Origin of the sequence: Streptomyces sp. NPDC060198 (genome assembly GCF_042728415.1) — a bacterium.
Lineage (GTDB): Bacteria > Actinomycetota > Actinomycetes > Streptomycetales > Streptomycetaceae > Streptomyces.
In genome coordinates, this window is the sequence record NZ_JBHWZJ010000138.1 from 1 (window position 1) to 17,410 (window position 17,410).

The 17,410-nt window shown below is 73.5% G+C and carries 15 protein-coding genes; 3 read left to right on the plus strand and 12 right to left on the minus strand.

Translation table 11 applies throughout. From position 1 onward, the window contains the following. Positions 1 to 442 precede the first annotated feature (442 nt). The gene (locus ACFWEP_RS18405) at positions 443 to 1,459 is read right to left on the minus strand and encodes a GlxA family transcriptional regulator (RefSeq protein ID WP_387371347.1); all 1,017 of its coding nucleotides are present in this window, start codon (positions 1,457 to 1,459) and stop codon (positions 443 to 445) included. 74 nt (positions 1,460 to 1,533) lie between these two features. Here ACFWEP_RS18405 and ACFWEP_RS18410 point away from each other — a divergent pair, with 74 nt between their 5' ends. After that, positions 1,534 to 2,121, plus strand: a complete 588-nt coding sequence (locus ACFWEP_RS18410) for a cysteine hydrolase family protein (RefSeq protein WP_387371348.1) — start codon at positions 1,534 to 1,536, stop codon at positions 2,119 to 2,121. A 4-nt stretch (positions 2,122 to 2,125) separates the two neighbouring features. Here the strand turns inward: ACFWEP_RS18410 and proC are convergent, their stop codons facing one another. The 6 genes from proC to ACFWEP_RS18440 all read right to left on the minus strand — a co-directional run bounded on the left by proC (position 2,126) and on the right by ACFWEP_RS18440 (position 6,879). Further along, positions 2,126 to 2,935: a pyrroline-5-carboxylate reductase gene (proC, locus tag ACFWEP_RS18415; RefSeq protein ID WP_387371349.1), complete on the minus strand. Its 810-nt coding sequence runs from the start codon at positions 2,933 to 2,935 to the stop codon at positions 2,126 to 2,128. A 130-nt stretch (positions 2,936 to 3,065) separates the two neighbouring features. Further along, positions 3,066 to 3,857 (minus strand): ABC transporter permease, encoded by a 792-nt coding sequence (locus ACFWEP_RS18420; RefSeq protein ID WP_387371350.1) that lies wholly within the window; start codon positions 3,855 to 3,857, stop codon positions 3,066 to 3,068. Then, a complete protein-coding gene (locus tag ACFWEP_RS18425; RefSeq protein ID WP_387371351.1) occupies positions 3,854 to 4,672 on the minus strand; it encodes an ABC transporter ATP-binding protein in 819 nt (272 codons plus the stop codon). The genes ACFWEP_RS18420 and ACFWEP_RS18425 overlap by 4 nt, the downstream gene beginning before the upstream one ends. Positions 4,673 to 4,880: 208 nt before the next feature. Continuing rightward, positions 4,881 to 5,696, minus strand: a complete 816-nt coding sequence (locus ACFWEP_RS18430) for a class I SAM-dependent methyltransferase (RefSeq protein WP_387371352.1) — start codon at positions 5,694 to 5,696, stop codon at positions 4,881 to 4,883. An 83-nt stretch (positions 5,697 to 5,779) separates the two neighbouring features. Then, the gene (locus ACFWEP_RS18435; protein WP_387371353.1) at positions 5,780 to 6,331 is read right to left on the minus strand and encodes a hypothetical protein; all 552 of its coding nucleotides are present in this window, start codon (positions 6,329 to 6,331) and stop codon (positions 5,780 to 5,782) included. 146 nt (positions 6,332 to 6,477) lie between these two features. Further along, positions 6,478 to 6,879, minus strand: coding sequence for an SH3 domain-containing protein (locus ACFWEP_RS18440; RefSeq protein WP_387371354.1), 402 nt, complete (start codon positions 6,877 to 6,879; stop codon positions 6,478 to 6,480). A gap of 124 nt (positions 6,880 to 7,003) precedes the next feature. On the opposite strand from ACFWEP_RS18440, the gene ACFWEP_RS18445 reads away from it, so the two are divergent. Further along, on the plus strand, positions 7,004 to 9,325 hold the full coding sequence (locus ACFWEP_RS18445) for a serine/threonine-protein kinase (RefSeq protein WP_387371355.1): 2,322 nt from the start codon (positions 7,004 to 7,006) through the stop codon (positions 9,323 to 9,325). An 81-nt stretch (positions 9,326 to 9,406) separates the two neighbouring features. Here the strand turns inward: ACFWEP_RS18445 and ilvD are convergent, their stop codons facing one another. The 4 genes from ilvD to ACFWEP_RS18465 form a co-directional block, all read right to left on the minus strand. Beyond that, positions 9,407 to 11,257 (minus strand): dihydroxy-acid dehydratase, encoded by a 1,851-nt coding sequence (gene ilvD / locus ACFWEP_RS18450; protein WP_387371356.1) that lies wholly within the window; start codon positions 11,255 to 11,257, stop codon positions 9,407 to 9,409. 133 nt (positions 11,258 to 11,390) lie between these two features. Next, complete coding sequence (locus ACFWEP_RS18455) at positions 11,391 to 12,101, minus strand: TetR family transcriptional regulator (RefSeq protein ID WP_387371357.1); 711 nt, start codon at positions 12,099 to 12,101, stop codon at positions 11,391 to 11,393. Then, a complete protein-coding gene (locus ACFWEP_RS18460; RefSeq protein WP_387371358.1) occupies positions 12,098 to 12,922 on the minus strand; it encodes a sugar phosphate isomerase/epimerase family protein in 825 nt (274 codons plus the stop codon). The genes ACFWEP_RS18455 and ACFWEP_RS18460 overlap by 4 nt, the downstream gene beginning before the upstream one ends. Before the next feature lie 171 nt (positions 12,923 to 13,093). Next, positions 13,094 to 14,050, minus strand: a complete 957-nt coding sequence (locus ACFWEP_RS18465; protein WP_387371359.1) for a Ppx/GppA family phosphatase — start codon at positions 14,048 to 14,050, stop codon at positions 13,094 to 13,096. 39 nt (positions 14,051 to 14,089) lie between these two features. Here ACFWEP_RS18465 and ACFWEP_RS18470 point away from each other — a divergent pair, with 39 nt between their 5' ends. After that, positions 14,090 to 14,950, plus strand: a complete 861-nt coding sequence (locus ACFWEP_RS18470) for a hypothetical protein (protein WP_387371360.1) — start codon at positions 14,090 to 14,092, stop codon at positions 14,948 to 14,950. A 62-nt stretch (positions 14,951 to 15,012) separates the two neighbouring features. Here ACFWEP_RS18470 and ACFWEP_RS18475 read toward each other — a convergent pair whose 3' ends face one another. After that, complete coding sequence (locus ACFWEP_RS18475; RefSeq protein ID WP_387371361.1) at positions 15,013 to 17,157, minus strand: hypothetical protein; 2,145 nt, start codon at positions 17,155 to 17,157, stop codon at positions 15,013 to 15,015. Between the last annotated feature and the right edge of the window lie 253 nt (positions 17,158 to 17,410).

Sequence of the window (17,410 nt, forward strand, 5' to 3'; positions counted from 1 at the left end):
TTCTCAAGGAACGGACGCTTCCTTCGGTCCCGTTTCACCGGGGCCCTCCGGGCGCTTCCCTTCGTTCTTGCGTTTCCGACTCTATCAGACTCTTTCGTGTCCGATTCCCGGTCGAAGCGGGTCAAGCGATTTCGCTTTCCAGTTCTTCGCTTTCGCGTTTCCCTTTCCGGCGAGTCCGACTCTATCAGATCCTTTCGGGCCTGATTCCCAGTCAGCGGGGCTTGTCTTCCGGGTCGTTGTGGCCCTTCCGACGAGTGAGACATTAGCGGATTGCCGGGCTCCGACGCCAATCGGGGCTGTTCTCACGAACGGGCAATCCTCATTTCACACAAGCACACGCAAAGGCACACGACGGGAAGTCGGGCCTTGTTGAGTGGTGGTGCGGAATGGCTGTCCGGGGACCGACCGAGGTCGGCGCTCACGTCGGACAACCCGGAGGACTTTACGGACCGGGGGTCGGCGTGTCAACCCCCGGTCGGCCCGGGGTTCGGCGGAAGGCCAGACGGTAGTCACGGGGACTGGTGGCCAGGTGGGAGGCGAAGTGCTGGCGCATCGTGATCTCGCTCCCGAACCCCGTACGGCCGGCCACCTCGGGGAGAGGGAGGTCGGTGCGCTCCAGGAGCTTCTGAGCTGCCGCGACGCGCTGGGTGATCAGCCAGCGCAGGGGCGTGGTTCCCGTGGTCGCCCGGAAGTGGCGGGCGAAGGAGCGGGGGGACATTCCGGCGCGGGCGGCGAGGGAGGCCACCGTGTGCGGTTCGTCCAGGTGGCTCAGGGCGTGGGCCCGTACCGCGGCGAGGGTGTCGGCGTCGCGGTCGGCGTGCGGGGTGGGCTGCTCGATGAACTGGGCCTGGGTTCCGGTACGGAAGGGGGCCGTGACCATCGAACGGGCGACCGTCGCCGCGGCTTCGGCACCCTGGGCCGCCCGGATCAGATGGAGGCAGAGGTCGATACCGGCCGCGGTGCCGGCCGACGTCCAGATGCCCTCGTCGTGGAGGAACAGCGCGTCCGGGACCACCGTCACACGGGGATGGCGGGTGCTCAGGAGGTCGGTGAGGTTCCAGTGGGTGACGGCCCGGCGGCCGTCGAGGAGACCCGCCTGGGCGAGGGTGAACGCGCCGCCGCAGAGCGCCGCGATCGGGATGGCGTCGGCATGGGCGCGGCGGAGGGCGTCCAGGACCGGAGCGGGGGCCGGTGTCAGCTGGTCGTCGAGGCCGGGAACGACGATGAGGTCGGCGCGGGCCAGCCAGGCGAGCGTGCGGTCCGGGGTGAGGGAGAGTCCGCCGCGCAGCGCGACCGGGGCCGGGTCGGCGGCGACGCGGCGCAGCTCGAAGGGCGGCACACCGCGGTCGGTGCGGTCCACGCCCCAGACCTCCGTGATGACCGAGACGTCGAACGCCCGGATGCCGGGGAACGCGACCAACGCGATGCAAGCGGGGGTGGGTGCGGGTCCGGGCGCCATGGTGGCAGTAAAGCATCGATCGATGGCTTTCCGACCTCTGGGCGTCGCTGCTGGGGGGCAGCAGGATCATCCCCATGGAAATCACACAGAACGCGGCGCTGATCGTGGTGGACGTGCAGGAAGGCTTTGAGGAGCAGGAGTACTGGGGGCCGCGGAACAACCCCGGGGCGGATCGGAACATCGCCGGCCTGATCGACGCGTGGCAGGAGAGCGGGCGCCCGGTCGTATGCGTACGGCACGACTCGCCGAAGCCGGATTCGCCGCTGCGGCCCGGATACCCGGGGAACGCGTTCAAGGGATACGTGGAGCAGCGGCGGGGGAAGGGCGGTGGGCCCGAGCTGCTTCTGACGAAGAAGGTGAATTCCGCCTTCTACGGGACGCCCGATCTCGGGGCCTGGCTGGATGAGGCCAGCGTGACGCAGATCGTGGTGGCCGGAATCCAGACCAATATGTGCGTGGAGACGACCGCGCGCATGGGCGGGAACCTCGGGTACGAGGTGTTCCTCGCGCTCGACGCGACGTACACCTTCGACGCGGTCGGGCCGTGGGGCTGGGAACTGGGCGCGGACGAGCTGGCGCGGGCCACCGCCGTGACGCTGCACAGCGGTGGCTTCGCGAAGGTCGTGGCCGGCGCGGACCTGGTGGCGGCCGCCGGAAAGTGACGGATCAGCCCTGGCCGGAGGCCAGCTCGCGGCTGCGGTCGCGGGCGGCTTCGAGGGCGGCGATCAGGGCGGCGCGCACCCCGTGGTTCTCCAGCTCGCGGATGGCGCTGATGGTGGTGCCGGCCGGACTGGTCACCGCCTCGCGGAGCTTGACCGGGTGTTCGCCGCTGTCGCGGAGCATCACCGCGGCGCCGATGGCCGCCTGCACGATCAGGTCGTGGGCCTGGGCGCGCGGGAGGCCGAGCAGGATTCCGGCATCGGTCATGGCCTCGACCAGGAAGTAGAAGTACGCCGGGCCCGAGCCGGAGAGGGCGGTGGCCGCGTCCTGCTGGGACTCGGGGACCCGGAGCGTCTTGCCGACCCCGCCGAAGATCTCCTCGGTGGTGGCGAGGTGCTCGCCCGTCGCGTGGCTCCCGGCGGAGAGGACGGACATCCCCTCGTCCACGAGCACCGGGGTGTTCGGCATGACGCGGACCACCGCGGTGCCGGACGGCAGCCGGTCCTCGATGAACGCCGTGGTGATACCGGCGGCGGCGCTGATGACGAGGCGGTCCGCGGCGACGTGCGGGCCCAGCTCGTCCAGCAGGGTCCCCATGTCCTGGGGCTTCACCGCGAGGATGAGGATGTCCGCGCTCTTGGCGGCCTCCGCGTTGCCGGCCGACTCGACTCCGTACCGGGTCCGCAGTTCCTCGGCGCGCTCGGCGCGGCGGCTGGTGACCAGCAGGTTCTCCGGGCGCCAGCCTGCCCGGATCATCCCGCTGAGGAGCGCCTCGCCGATCTTGCCGGTGCCGAGGACTGCGACTGTCTGGGTCATGCGGTTCCACCCTCCGGGCTGTGCTCACGGTCCTCGGCACGCGGTGTGCTCCGGGCTCCGTCCCGTGCTCGTCGCGGTCATCCTCGCACCGGGGCGGCAGGGAGCCGCTCGGGTGACCGCCCGTCGGACATCAGGCGGTACGGCGGCGGAGAGTGGCCGCCCCCAGGCCGAGTACCAGCAGGGCGCACCCCGCGACGACGGCGACGTCCCGGACGAAGTCCCCGGTGATCTGGGAGTGGTGGAGCACCTGGTTCATGCCGTCCACGGCGTACGACATCGGGAGGACGTTCGAGATCGCCTCCAGGACCGGCTGCATCTGGTCGCGCGGGGTGAAGAGGCCGCAGAGCAGGAGCTGCGGGAAGATCACCGCCGGCATGAACTGGACGGCCTGGAACTCGGACGCGGCGAACGCCGAGACGAAGAGCCCCAGGGCCGTACCGAGCAGGGCGTCGAGCAGCGCCACCAGCATCAGCAGCCAGGGCGAGCCGACGACGTCGAGGCCGAGGAACCAGACGGAGACGGCGGTGGCCAGCAGGGTCTGGACGACGGCGATCACGCCGAAGGCGAGGGCGTAACCGGCGATCAGGTCGCCCTTGCCGAGCGGCAGGGCGAGGAGGCGTTCCAGAGTGCCGGAGGTGCGCTCGCGCAGGGTGGCGATCGAGGTCACCAGGAACATCGTGATGAGCGGGAAGATCCCGAGCAACGAGGCGCCGATGGAGTCGAAGGTCCGCGGGCTGGCGTCGAAGACGTACCGGAGCAGGACGATCATCACGACCGGGATCACCAGCAGCAGCGCGATGGTCCGGGGGTCGTGGCGGAGCTGGCGCAGCACGCGGCCGGCGGTGGCGAGGGTGCGTGCGGGGGTGAGGGGCCGGGCCCGCGCGGGAGCGTGGGGGGTGGCGGGAAGGGTGTCGCCGCTCATCGCGCGGTCTCCTCGGGCTGGTCGGACGCTTCGTCGACGAGGCGGAGGAAGGCTTCCTCCACGGTGGTGCTCGTGGTGCGGGTACGCAGTTCCTCCGGGGTCCCGGTGGCGAGGATGGCGCCCTCGCGCATCAGCAGCAGCCGGTGGCAGCGCTCGGCCTCGTCCATGACGTGGGAGGAGACCAGGATCGTGGTGCCCCGGTCGGCGGCGAGGGCGTGGAAGAGGTTCCACAGGTCGCGGCGGAGGACGGGGTCGAGCCCGACGGTCGGCTCGTCCAGGACGAGGAGTTCGGGCTCCCCGAGCAGGGCGACGGCGAGGGAGACGCGGCTGCGCTGCCCGCCGGAGAGGCGGCCGGCCAGCGCGTCGGCGTGGCCGACGAGGTCCACGTCGTCGATGGCTCGGGTCACCGCTCCGCGGCGGGTGTCGCGGTGGGCACGGCCGGGGAGGAGCACGGCCGCGAAGTAGTCGAGGTTCTGGCGGACCGTGAGGTCGGTGTAGACGGACGGGGCCTGGGTGACGTACCCGACGCGCGAGCGCAGGCCCGGGTGTCCGGCGGGGGCGCCGAGGACGTCGAGGGTGCCGGTGACCTGATCCTGGGTGCCGACGATCGCGCGCATCAGCGTGCTCTTGCCGCAGCCGGAGGGGCCGAGGAGTCCGGTGATCCTGCCGGGTTCGACGGTGAAGCCGAGGCCGCGCAGCACGGTGCGGTCGCCGCGTACGACGGTGAGATCCCCTGCGCGGACGGCTGCGGGCGCCGGTCCTGCGGGGGAGGGTGACGCGGGGTCCGGTCCGCCGGTGCGCCGATTATTCATCATACGATGAATATGTTCCGCGACGGCCTCGCGCGTCAAGGCATGCGAAAGCCCGGAGTCGCGGGTGGTTCCGGGGCTCCGGGCCGGGTGCTGACGAGCCGTCGGGCTCCGGCGGGGGTCAGACGGCGGTGACGGGTGCGGGAGGGCAGCCGGCGGAAGTCAGGAGGTGAAGGGGGGCAGAGGTCGGAGAGGGGTCAAGAGGAGGCGGGGGTCAGACGGCGGTGGTCGCCAGGTCGACCACGTACCGTTCCTCGACCGTGCCGTCGGGGAAGAGCTCCCGCAGGCGCGCGCCCTCCTCGGCGAGGAAACGCCGGTCGGCCCGGGCGGGTTCACCGTCCCTCACCAGGAACGCGGAGTGACTGGCGAGGTTGTCCAGGTGGGTCCGGACACTCACCCGGCGGGACCAGGACAGCCGGTGACGGGCGGTCCCCTGCACGGGCAGGCCCACTGCGCGGGAAGCGTCGCCCGGAGCGGGGGCGGCGTGGACGCCGTGGTCCGCGCCCAGGTGACGGCGGATGCGGGAGTCCTGTTCGGCGACCCAGGGGACCTCGTGGTCGGCGACGTTCCACCACAGGGCGAGAATCCCGCCGGGGCGCAGCACTCGGACGGCTTCCGGCCAGGAGCGCGCGGGGTCGGTCCAGTGCCAGGACTGGGCGTACGTGACGAGGTCGGCGACGCCGTCCGCGAGGGGGAGGTGGTTGCCGTCGCCGCGCACCACCGGCACCCCGGGCAGGGCCCGGCGGAGTTCGGCGGCCATTCCGTCGCCCGGCTCGACGGCCACGACGTGGGCGCCGCGCCGGACGAGCTCACGGGTGGCGATGCCGGTGCCCGCGCCCACGTCGACCGCGCGCAACGCGTCCAGGGGGCGTCCGGTCGCCTCCTCCAGCGCCGCGAACACCTCCGGCGGGTAGCCGGGGCGAGCGGCGGCGTACAGGGCGGCGGCGGCGCTGAACGAGAGGGCGCGGACCGACGCGGAGGCCGGCGGAGGAACGGCGGGCCGGGGTTCGGCGGGCGGTGTGGGCGGCATGCGGCACGTCCTTCGGAGAGTCGCAGGCGCGGGGAGTTCGTGCGCCCGCGCGCCGGGGCCGGGAGCCGGGCGGTCGCCGCCGGCTACTTGGCCTTGCGGGCCGTGCGGGCCGCCGGGTTGCCGGTCCGGGTCGTACGGCGCTTGGTGTAGCGGGCGAGGGCGGTCTCGTACTCGGCGCGCAACAGCCCCTCGCCGGGGGCTTCCCGGAGCGAGCGGACGAAGTACGCCAGCAGGGAGCCGACGAAGCCGATCGTCCTGAGGCCGCGCAGAGTGTCCTCGCGGGCCGGGTCCGCCGGGCGGCTCCGGAAGCCCTGGGAGGTCTTGCGGTACGCGACGGCGCTGCACACGGCAAACATCAGCACGACCAGAATGTTCAGGAAGGTGCCGATCTCGGCGACCGCCAAGCCGCTGAAGGCGAAGCGCAGGACTGCGCAGGAGGCGACGGCGGCGGCCAGCGACCCGGCAGCGACACCGGCGCGCCGCAGCGCGTACCCGCCGTCGTGGTCGACCCAGGTCGTACCGAAGAAGCGGAGCGTCTCCGGCTGCGGGCCGGGGGCGGTGCCGCCCTGCGGGCCCGCCCCCGTCGGCAGGGGGCCGGTGGGCAGGGGGCCGGTGGTTTCGCTGTTCTCGCTCACGCCGTCGATTATTCCGCGCGCGGCCCGGCCGGCGGGATGCCCCACCGGCCGGGCGGAAACGGGACGGCGCTCAGAGCCTGCCTGTCGGGTGTCCTCCGACCGGGCGGAGGACGTGGCCACCCCGTCACAGGCCGCCCGCCAGGCTCTCAGGAGCAGCGAGTGGCGATCCAGCCGTCGCTGCCGGTGTGCACGTACGCGTCCGAGACGTACTCGTCGGCGGAGATGCAGTCCCAGAGGTTCGAGGAGCCGTACGGGCCGCTGACCCGCTCGCCCACCTTCTGGCAGTAGACCGCCACCATCGCCCCGACCGGCAGCAGCCGGACGGGGGCGTAGTTGGTGCCCGGTCCGGTGCGGACGTAGACCCGGTAGCCCGGCGCGATCGGGTAGCGGGGGTACTCGTAGGAGAGGGCCGCGATCCCGGCGGGCTCGACGGCCAGTGTCTTCGCGCCCTCCGGGACGACCGGTTCCGGGAGCGTGTCCACGGTGCTCGCGGACTCGGCTCCGTTCGATGACGCGGTTGGTGCGGTGGTGCTCTCGTCGACGGCCATGCGGCCCTCCCCCGGGTCGAATCGGTACAGGTGACGCGCAGGCTAACAAGCCTTGCGCGACAAGGGCGAAGCATCGAATAGGCTCCGTGCGTCGCGCTTGCGGTCGAACACACGGGGGTGGGTGATGGCACCGCTGCGGGAAGTCGGGCCGGATCCGGAAACGGAAGGTCCCGAGTACGCCGGCCGGTACCGTCTGGAAGCACGTCTCGGCGAGGGCGGCATGGGTGTCGTCCACCTCGCCACGTCCGCGTCCGGGCTCCCGCTGGCGATCAAGATCGTGCACCGGAGCTATGCGGCGGACCCCGAGTTCCGGGCACGTTTCCGGCAGGAGGTCGCGGCCGCGCGGCGGGTCAGCGGCGCGTTCACCGCCCCCGTCGTCGACGCCGATCCGGCGGCCCCGCTGCCTTGGATGGCGACTCTGTACGTACCCGGTCCGACGCTCTCCGCGCAGGTGAAGCGGAACGGCCCGATGAACCCGGCGCAGCTGCGGCGGCTCACCGCCGGGCTGGCCGAGGCGCTGCGGGACATCCACCGGGCGGGGGTCATCCACCGCGATCTGAAGCCGAGCAACGTGCTGCTGCCGGACTCCGGGCCGAAGGTCATCGACTTCGGGATCTCCCGTCCGTACGACAGCGAGCTGCGCACGGAGACCGGGAAGGTGATCGGCTCGCCGCCCTACATGGCGCCCGAGCAGTTCCAGCGCCCGCGTGAGGTCGGCCCGGCCGCCGACGTGTTCGCGCTGGGCGCGGTGCTGGTCCACGCGGCGACCGGGCGGGGGCCGTTCGACTCGGACAGCCCGTACCAGGTGGCGTACCAGGTGGTGCACGACGAGGCGGACCTGACCGGGATCCCGGACGATCTGGTCAAGCTCGTCGGGCAGTGCCTGGCGAAGGAGCCCGAGCGGCGGCCGACTCCGGACGAGATCATGGCGGCCCTGCTGCCGCCCTCCTACGACGCCGCGGCCTTCGTGCCCGCCCAGCGGCGGCCGGTGCCCGGGGACCGCGCTCCCGTGGACCGTCCTTCCCGGGACCGTCCTTCCGGGGACCGTCCTTCCGGGGACCGTCCTTCCGGGCGGGAGAGGCCCGAGGGTGACGGCGCGGTGCGGGAGCCCGGTGACGACACCGCCGGGGAGGCCGCCGCGCCGCCCCGCGCCGAGTCGACCCACGTGCGGGACGCACCGGTCGCGGCACCGGACCGGGCCGCACCGGCAGGGCGGCCCCGGCGCGCCCGGTGGGCAGCGGGCGCGGCGGCTCTGCTGACCCTCGTCACCGGGGGCGCGGTGTACGCCGAGGTCGGCGCGAGTACACCGACGGCGGCGAAGAAGGACGGCGCGGCGCCGCACGCGGCAGACGTCTTCGTCCCGTGGCGGACCGTCCTGGCGGGGACCGCCGGCTCGGTCCCGTACTGCTTCACCGCCACCGGGTCCGGTACGGGGACGGCCGGCGGCGGGGCAGCGGACGCCGCGCTCTACTGCGCCGCGTCCGGCTACGGCGTCGCCCGCGTCGATCCCGCCGACGGGCACGTCCTCTGGTCGCACCGGGACTCCTCGGCCTCGGCGCGGTCGCTGGCCACCGGCGACGGACCGGTCCTGGTGGACGAGCCGGGTGCGACGCTCAGGGCGTACGGCGCGAAGGACGGCGAGCAGGTCTGGTCGGTGGGCTCCCCCTCCTCGGTCGGCGGGCCGTGGAGCGCCGGGGACACCCCGCTGATCGTCGGCGCCGGGGGCGAGGTGAAGGGGATCGACTCCCGGACCGGCCGGCTCCGCTGGAACCACCGGTTCGCCGGGCACGCGCTGCCGGCCATCGGCTTCCACGATCCGGCCACCGGGGTCTCCTACCTCTACGAGAACACCGGAGCCGGGAACACCACCCTCGTGACGGCGATCGACGCGGCGACCGGCGACGTCCGGTGGCAGCGGCCGCTGGAAGGGACGCTGACTCCGGTCGGCGTCAGCGCCGGGTCGCTGGTCCTGAAGGTGACCGGAGAGAGCTCCCGGGTCGACACCCTGGTGCGTTACGACCCCGAGGGGCGGACGGCGACGCGGGTCGCGGTGCCCTACGGGATGGCCGATCCGGACATCGTCGTCGGCGACGGCACCGCCTATCTGCTGGCGCCCGGCGGAACCCTGGTGTCCCTGGACATCGGTGCCGCGGCCGGTGGCGGCAGCGCCGAACGGTGGCGGCTGGAAACCGGGGTGGCGCTGATGTCGCCCCCGGTGCTGGGCGAGGGAGACCGCCTGTACTTCACGGCGGCGGACGGGCGGCTGCTCGCGGTGGACACCCGGCGGGGGAGCCTGCTCGGGCAGACCGCTCCCCGGCTCCGGGACGGGAAGCTCGGCGGGACCGCCTTCCCGCACGCACCCGTGCCGGTCGGCCGCCGGGTCGTCGGCACGGCGCCGGACGGCTCGGTCTTCGCGGTGGACGGGAGCGATCCGGCCGCCTGGTGAGTCACGGGCCCTCGGAACGCCGGACCGCCCGGCCCCCTCGTGGGGTGGCCGGGCGGTCGCGTCACTGCCGGGGTGGAGCGGTCAGCCGAGCTTGGAGACGTCGCGCACCGCACCGCGGTCGGCGCTGGTCGCCATCGCCGCGTACGCGCGCAGGGCCGCCGAGACCTTGCGCTCGCGGTTCTTCGGCGCGTACACGCCGTTCAGCGCCTCGCGACGGGCCGCCAGTTCGGCGTCCGGGACGAGCAGCTCGATGGAGCGGTTCGGGATGTCGATGCGGATGCGGTCGCCGTCCTCGACCAGCGCGATCGTGCCGCCGGAGGCCGCCTCGGGGGAGGCGTGGCCGATCGACAGGCCCGACGTACCGCCGGAGAAACGGCCGTCGGTGATCAGCGCGCACGCCTTGCCGAGGCCGCGGCCCTTCAGGTACGAGGTCGGGTAGAGCATCTCCTGCATGCCGGGGCCGCCCTTGGGGCCCTCGTAGCGGATGACGACCACGTCGCCCTCCTTGACCTGCTTCAGGAGGATCTTCTCGACGGCCGCCTCCTGCGACTCGCAGACGACGGCCGGGCCCTCGAAGGTCCAGATCGACTCGTCGACGCCGGCGGTCTTCACGACACAGCCGTCCACGGCGAGGTTGCCCTTGAGGACGGCGAGGCCGCCGTCCTTGGAGTAGGCGTGCTCGACGTCCCGGATGCAGCCCTCGGCGGCGTCCGTGTCGAGGGTGTCCCAGCGCTCGGACTGCGAGAAGGCGGTGGCGGAGCGGACGCAGCCGGGGGCCGCGTGCCACAGCTCGACGGCCTCGGGCGCGGGCGAACCGCCGCGCACGTCCCAGTTCTTGAGCCACTCGGCGAGGGAGGCGGAGTGGACGGAGTGGACGTCCTCGTCGAGGAGCCCGCCGCGGTGCAGCTCGCCGAGGATGGCGGGGATGCCGCCGGCGCGGTGGACGTCCTCCATGTAGTACGTACGGTTCTTGCCGACGTTCGGCGCGACCTTGGCGAGGCAGGGGACGCGGCGCGAGATCTCGTCCATCTCCGGCAGCCCGAAGTCGAGCTCCGCCTCCTGCGCGGCGGCGAGGAGGTGCAGGATCGTGTTGGTCGAGCCGCCCATGGCGATGTCGAGCGCCATGGCGTTCTCGAACGCGGCGCGGCTCGCGATGGCACGGGGCAGGACGGTCGCGTCGTCCTGCTCGTAATGGCGCTTGGTGATCTCGACGATCGTGCGGCCCGCGTTCTCGTAGAGGGCGCGGCGGGCGGTGTGGGTGGCGAGCGTCGAGCCGTTGCCCGGCAGCGCGAGGCCGATGGCCTCGGCGAGGCAGTTCATGGAGTTGGCGGTGAACATGCCGGAACAGGAGCCGCAGGTGGGACAGGCGTTCTCCTCGATACGGAGCATGTCCGCGTCGGAGATCTTGTCGTTGACCGCGTCGGACATGGCGTCGACGAGGTCGAGGGTACGGACCGTGCCGTCGACCAGCGTCGCCTTCCCGGACTCCATCGGGCCGCCGGAGACGAAGATCGTCGGGATGTTGAGGCGGAGGGCCGCCATCAGCATGCCGGGCGTGATCTTGTCGCAGTTGGAGATGCAGATCAGCGCGTCCGCGCAGTGCGCCTCGACCATGTACTCGACCGAGTCGGCGATCAGGTCGCGCGAGGGCAGGCTGTAGAGCATGCCGCCGTGGCCCATCGCGATGCCGTCGTCCACGGCGATCGTGTTGAACTCGCGCGGCACCGCGCCCGCCGCCTGGATCGCCTCGGAGACGATCCGGCCGACCGGAGCGAGGTGGGTGTGGCCCGGGACGAACTCGGTGAAGGAGTTCGCGACGGCGATGATCGGCTTGCCGATGTCCTCGCTCGCTACGCCCGACGCCCGCATAAGGGCGCGGGCGCCCGCCATGTTGCGACCGTGGGTGACAGTGCGGGACCTCAGCTGCGGCATCGTCGCTCGCTCCTTCGACAGATAAGCCTTCGACAGATAAGAAAGACTGTCTACTTCGACGGAAAAGACTCTTCCGAGCGTACGCCCCGGCTCCAGGATCTGGACAGCCTGTCCGGATAGCGGGACGCCGTGCTCACGGAGCGGTCGGGGCGGCGGGCCCGTCGGGCGGTGTGCCGAGGTGTCCGCCCGCCGGGTCCGGCCGGTCGTACGGGCCGTCCTCGGTCAGATAGCGCTGGATGCTGGGCGCCACCAGGGCGACGATCCGCTCCGGGTCCACCGAGGCGAGCGGCTCGGCCCGTACGACGTACCGCAGCATCGCGATGCCCACCATGTGGGAGGCGGCCACCTCGGCGCGGAAGGTCGGGTCGGGTACGTCCAGCTCCGCGGCGATCCGCTCCAGCAACCGCCCCAGCACGAAGGTGCGCAGCACGTCGGCCGCCGCCTCGTGGGTGAGCGCGGACCGGACGACCGCCAGCAGCGGCGCCCGGGTGGCGGGGTTCTCCCACACGGAGATGAAGTAGCGGGCCATCCGCTCCCCCACCCCCTCCACCGGGCCGCCCAGGATCTGCGGGACGACGAGAGCGGGTTCGAAGGAGAGCTCCACGGCTGCCGCGAACACCTCGTCCTTCGTCCCGAAGTAGTGGTGGACCAGCGCCGCGTCGACACCGGCCGCGCGGGCGATGGAGCGCATCGAGGCCTTGTCGTAGCCGCGCTCGGCGAACTCGGTCCGCGCCGCCTGAAGGATGCGGGCCCTGGAGTCGGGGCCGCCCTGGGCGGCGGCACGCGGGGGACGGCCCCTGCGGCGCGGGGCCGGGGCGTCTTCCTGGGTGGAACGGGAGGTCACGGCCGGGGCGTCCGCTTGGCCGAGGCCAGGTGGAGACGGGTGAAGGCGAGCGCCTCGGCGAGGTCGGCCTCGCGTTCGGCGGACGACATGGCCCGGCGGGTGTTGACCTCCAGGACGACGTGCCCGTCGAAACCGGTACGCGCGAGCCGCTCCAGCAGTTCCGCGCAGGGCTGGTCGCCCCGGCCGGGCACCAGGTGTTCGTCCTTGCCGGAGCCCTTGCCGTCGGCGAGGTGGACGTGGGCGAGACGATCGCCCATCCGGTCCACCATGGCGAGCCCGTCGGTACGGGCCGTGGAGGTGTGCGAGAGGTCGACGGTGAAGTGCCGGTAGTCGTCGTGGGTGACGTCCCAGTCCGGGGCGTACGCGAGCATCTCGCGGTCCCGGTAGCGCCACGGGTACATGTTCTCCACGGCGAACCGGACGTCGGTCTCGTCGGCCATGCGCCAGATCCCGTCGACGAAGTCGCGTGCGTAGTGGCGCTGCCACCGGAACGGCGGGTGGACCACGACGGCGGAGGCGCCGAGCCGCTCGGCGGCGGACCTGGCCCGCTGGAGCTTGACCCACGGGTCGGTGGACCAGACCCGCTGGGTGATCAGCAGACAGGGCGCGTGCACGGCGAGGATCGGGACCTGGTGGTAGTCGGAGAGGCGCCGCAGCGCCTCGATGTCCTGGCTGACCGGATCGGTCCACACCATGACCTCGACACCGTCGTACCCCAGGCGTGCGGCGATCTCGAAGGCCGTCGCCGTCGACTCCGGGTAGACCGAGGCCGTCGACAGCGCGACCTTCGCATCGGGGATGCGCACCGCTGGATCTGCCACCTGGACAGCGTACGGGCCCGGCGGCACGCCGCCGAGAGGGCGGGAGGGAAAGTGAGAAGGGCCATGAGCCGTCGTGGCCGGTCGCGGGGCCTCGACGGCCGTCCGCGCGGAGGAGGGAGTCGACGCGCGGAGCGTCGGCGACCGACGACGGCACCCGCCGCGACCGGGCCGTCAGCTCAGCGCGAGCCGCTCCGCCGGGAGGTGGTCGAGGCGGCGCAGGATGACACCCTCGCGGAGCGCCCAGGGGCAGATCTCCAGCTCGGTGATCCCGAAGAGGTCCATCGCGCCCTCGGCGACGAGCGCCCCCGCGAGCAGTTGGCCGGCCCGGTCGGGCGAGACGCCGGGGAGCCGGCCGCGCTCCTCGACGGTCATCGTCGCCAGCTTGGGGACCCACTCCTCCAGGGCCGCCGCGGAGAGGGTCCGCCGGGTGTACAGCCCCTCCGTGGAGCGGGCCGCCCCGGCTATCCGGGCGAGCTGCTTGAAGGTCTTGGAGGTGGCGACCACGCGGTCGGGCCCGCCGTGGCGGCTGAACTCCCCGACCGTGCCGGCGATCCTGGCGCGGACGTACCGGCGCAGCTCGCGCACCTCGGCCGCACCGGCCGGGCGGGCGGGATCGCCGGGCAGCCAGGCGGCGGTGAGGCGGCCGGCGCCGAGCGGCAGCGACACGGCCGCCGCGGGCTCCTCGTCCAGCCCGAGGGCGATCTCCAGCGAACCGCCGCCGATGTCGAGCAACAGCAGCTTCCCCGCGGACCAGCCGAACCAGCGGCGGGCGGCCAGGAAGGTCAGCCGCGCCTCCTCCTCACCGCTGAGGACCGCGAGGTCGACCCCGGTCTCGGCGCGCACCCGGCCCAGTACGTCGTCGGCGTTGACGGCGTCCCGCACCGCCGAGGTGGCGAACGCCAGTACCTCCTCGCACCCCTTGTCCTCGGCGGCCCGGACCGCCCCGGCCACCGCGGCGACCAGTCGGTCGACACCCATGGGACCGATCGCCCCCCGGTCGTCGAGGAGCTGGGCGAGGCGGAGCTCCGCCTTGTGCGAGTGCGCGGGCAGCGGGCGGGCGCCGGGATGGGCGTCCATCAGCAGCAGGTGAACCGTGTTCGACCCCACGTCGAGGACTCCGAGTCTCATACCCGGAACGCTACGCCGAAAGGGACTTACTCTTGGCGCGTGTCAAAGACGAACAAGGCGAAGCCGGGCAAAGCGACGAAGAAGCCTCGAAAGAACCAGGATCAGAGTCAGGAGAGTCAGCGGACGGAAGCGAACGGACCCGACCGGTCCGACGAGAAGGGCATCGATTTCCCCCGGGCGTGGGTGGAGTTCCCGGACCCGACCGACGACGAGCAGGTGTTCCGCTGCGACCTGACGTGGCTGACCTCCCGGTGGACCTGCATCTTCGGCAGTGGCTGCCAGGGCATCCAGGCGGGCCGCGCGGACGACGGCTGCTGCACCCTGGGCGCGCACTTCTCCGACGAGGACGACGAGAAGCGGGTGGCCGGTCACGTCGAGCGGCTGACCCCGGAGATGTGGCAGTTCCACGACGTCGGCACGTCGACGGGATGGGTCGGCGTCGACGACGACGGTGAGCGCCAGACGCGCCGCTGGGAGGGCTCCTGCATCTTCCAGAACCGTCCCGGCTTCGCCGGTGGCGCGGGCTGTTCGCTGCACATCCTGGCGCTGAAAGAGGGCAAGGAGCCCCTGGAGACCAAGCCGGACGTCTGCTGGCAGCTCCCGGTCCGGCGGACGTACGACTGGATCGACCGGCCCGACGACACCCGGGTGCTCCAGATCTCCATCGGCGAGTACGACCGCCGGGGCTGGGGTCCGGGCGGTCACGACCTGCACTGGTGGTGCACCTCCGCCACCTCCGCGCACGGCGCCGGCGACCCGGTCTACGTGACGTACCGCCCCGAGCTCACGGAGCTGATGGGCAAGGAGGCGTACGAACAGCTGGTCGAGCTCTGCGAGCAGCGGCTCGCCTCGCTGTTGCCGATGGCCCCGCACCCGGCGGACCCGGTGACCCAGGCCTGAGGCCGGTGCTCCCGCCCCGGCGGGTGCGGCCGGGCGCGCCCCGGTGGGTGCGGGCCGGTGACTCAGCCTGCCGGGGACGGCTCGCCGGTGCCGGCGGGCCGGTCGGTGGTCGGGTCCGGCGGCCCGCCGGACGACTGGCCGGGCGACTGGCCGGGCGGGGACGGTTCGGCCGGGCCCGGCGTGGCCGGCGGTCCGGTCGGGCCCGGCGACGTGCTCGGCGGCGGTCCGGCGGAGTCCACCGGGCCCGGGGTCGCCCCGGTCGCCCCGAGGACCGGCGCGGGAGGCTCGGGCGCAGCGGGTACTGCCGGTGCGGCAGGCCCGGCAGGTGTGGCAGGTGTGGCAGGCCCGGCAGGTCGCGTGGGGGCGGACGGGGTGACGGGCGCCGTGGGACGCAGCGGACCGCCGGCCGGGAAGCCGGTGAAAGCGGGGATCCGGCCGCGCCCCTCGATCCGTACGTGCTGGGACCCGGGCGCGAGGACGACGCGGGCCCGCCAGGGGTGGCGCGGCTCCCGCGACCGGTCCACCCGGACGTGCACGGTGACGCTCTCGCCCGCCGCGAGCGTGCCCGAGGAACGGCTGAGCCGCAGCCAGCGGGCGTCGGTGCGGGCCGCCCATACGGCGGGGCCGCCCCCGGAGGCCGTCAGCGTGAGGGACGTGACACCGCCGGAGGTCCGCACGGCGAGGGTCACCGCTCCGGCCCGGCGGGCACCGCCGGCCGTACCGATCACCTCGGCGGTGACGTCGGGGGCGGGGGACCCGTCCGGCGAGCCGTCCCGGACGACGGTGCCGATCTCCTCGGCGTGCGTGCCGCCGCCCCCCGTGTTCCCGTCGTCGCCGCGCGGGCCGTCCCCGTCCATGCTCTCCGAGAAGGTCCCGGCCGAATCGCCCACCGCGGCCCTCTCCGTCGCGGCGGCCGGCGCGCCCGCATGGCCGCCCCCGGCCGACGGCGCCCCCCGGTACGCCGCCGCCCACAGTGCGATGACCGGCGCCGCCACGACCGTCGCGACCACCGTCGTCGTCATGACCCGGGCGCGCAGCCGGTCGCGGCGGGCCGCGTGGTCCTTCGGGTCGAGCGGGTACCCGGCCCGGTCGAAGCGCGGGGAGCCGGCACGGGAACGCTGGGCGTGCGCCATCGCCACCCGTACCGACGGGCGGGGCGCCTCGACCACGGGCAGTCCCGCGGCGGGGGCGACGGCCACTCCGGGCCAGGGGCCGGCGGCTCCGGCGCGTTCGGCGGCGCGCCGGCAGCGCGGGCAGTCGTCGACGTGGCGGACGAGCTCGCGGCGCAGCGGGGCGGAGAGCAGCGTCTGCCGGTCGCGGGTGAGGCTGCGGGCGGCGGAGCAGGTGCCGTCCTCGGCGACTGCGAGCGCGGCCCGGGTCCGCTCGACCTCGCAGGAGGCCGCCGCGAGGAGTTCGCGCGCGGTGGCCGGGTCGAGTCCGAGTACGGAGGCGACCGCGCGCGGGGTGAGTCCGTGCCGGACGGAGAGTTCGAGCGCCTCCCGCTGCTCGGGCGTGGTGCCGGCCGCCTCCGGCCAGGCCAGCTGGGCGAGTTCGCGACGGCGGGCCTCGGACGCGGGGCTCTCCCCGGACGGCGGGACGGTCGCCTCCTCGGGGGTGGTGCGGGGAGCCCGAGCGGTGTCCGACGCGCTCCCCCGCACCTTCTCCGCACCCCGGTCGGCCGGGCTGACGGGCCCGCCGCGGCCGGTGGCCGGGCCGGAGACGGGAGCCCCGGCAGGTGCTCCTTCCGGAGCGGCCGGGGCTGCCAGGGCGAGGGCGTCCGCGAGCGCGGCGCCGCGCTCCTCACTCGCCAGGCGGCCGGAGTCCCTGGGCGTCCTGCGGTGGGCCTGACGGCCGCGCTTCTGCTCGGCGAGCACACGCAGGCACATCCATCTGGCCAGGGCGTACAGCCAGGATTTACGTTCCTCCTGACCCGTGGGGCACCGCCCGTCCTGGCGTTCCGCGACGGCGAGGACGGCTCCCAGCGCCTCCGTGGCGGCCTCGTGGTCGCAGAGGACGGAGAGGCAGTAGGTGAAGAGGCCGTCGAGGTACGGCTCGTAACGTGCGGGCGGCCGCTGTGCCGGGAGGTGGGGGGCGCGACGGGGCGATCGGTGTGCGCCGGTGGTGTGCGTGGGGGGCTCCAGCCTGCTGCTCGTCACCGTGCGACCGTAGGCAGAGAAGGACACCCTCTCGGTTCCCCTTTCGGACATTTAATCCTTATGGGTGAACGTAACGCTCGAAACGGGACAGGAACCCCCCATTCCGGCACGGGCGCCGTGGTGTTCCGGCGCTCCCGGAAGCCGCACACCGCCCACGCGGTCACCGCGCTTTTGTACGCCGCACGGGCTCCCGCCCCGCCGGAACACACGGCTCCCGTCCCGGGACGGGCGGACCCCAGCCCCGGAACACACGACTCCCGTCCCGGAACACACGACTCCCGTCCCGGGACGGGCGGGCCCCGGC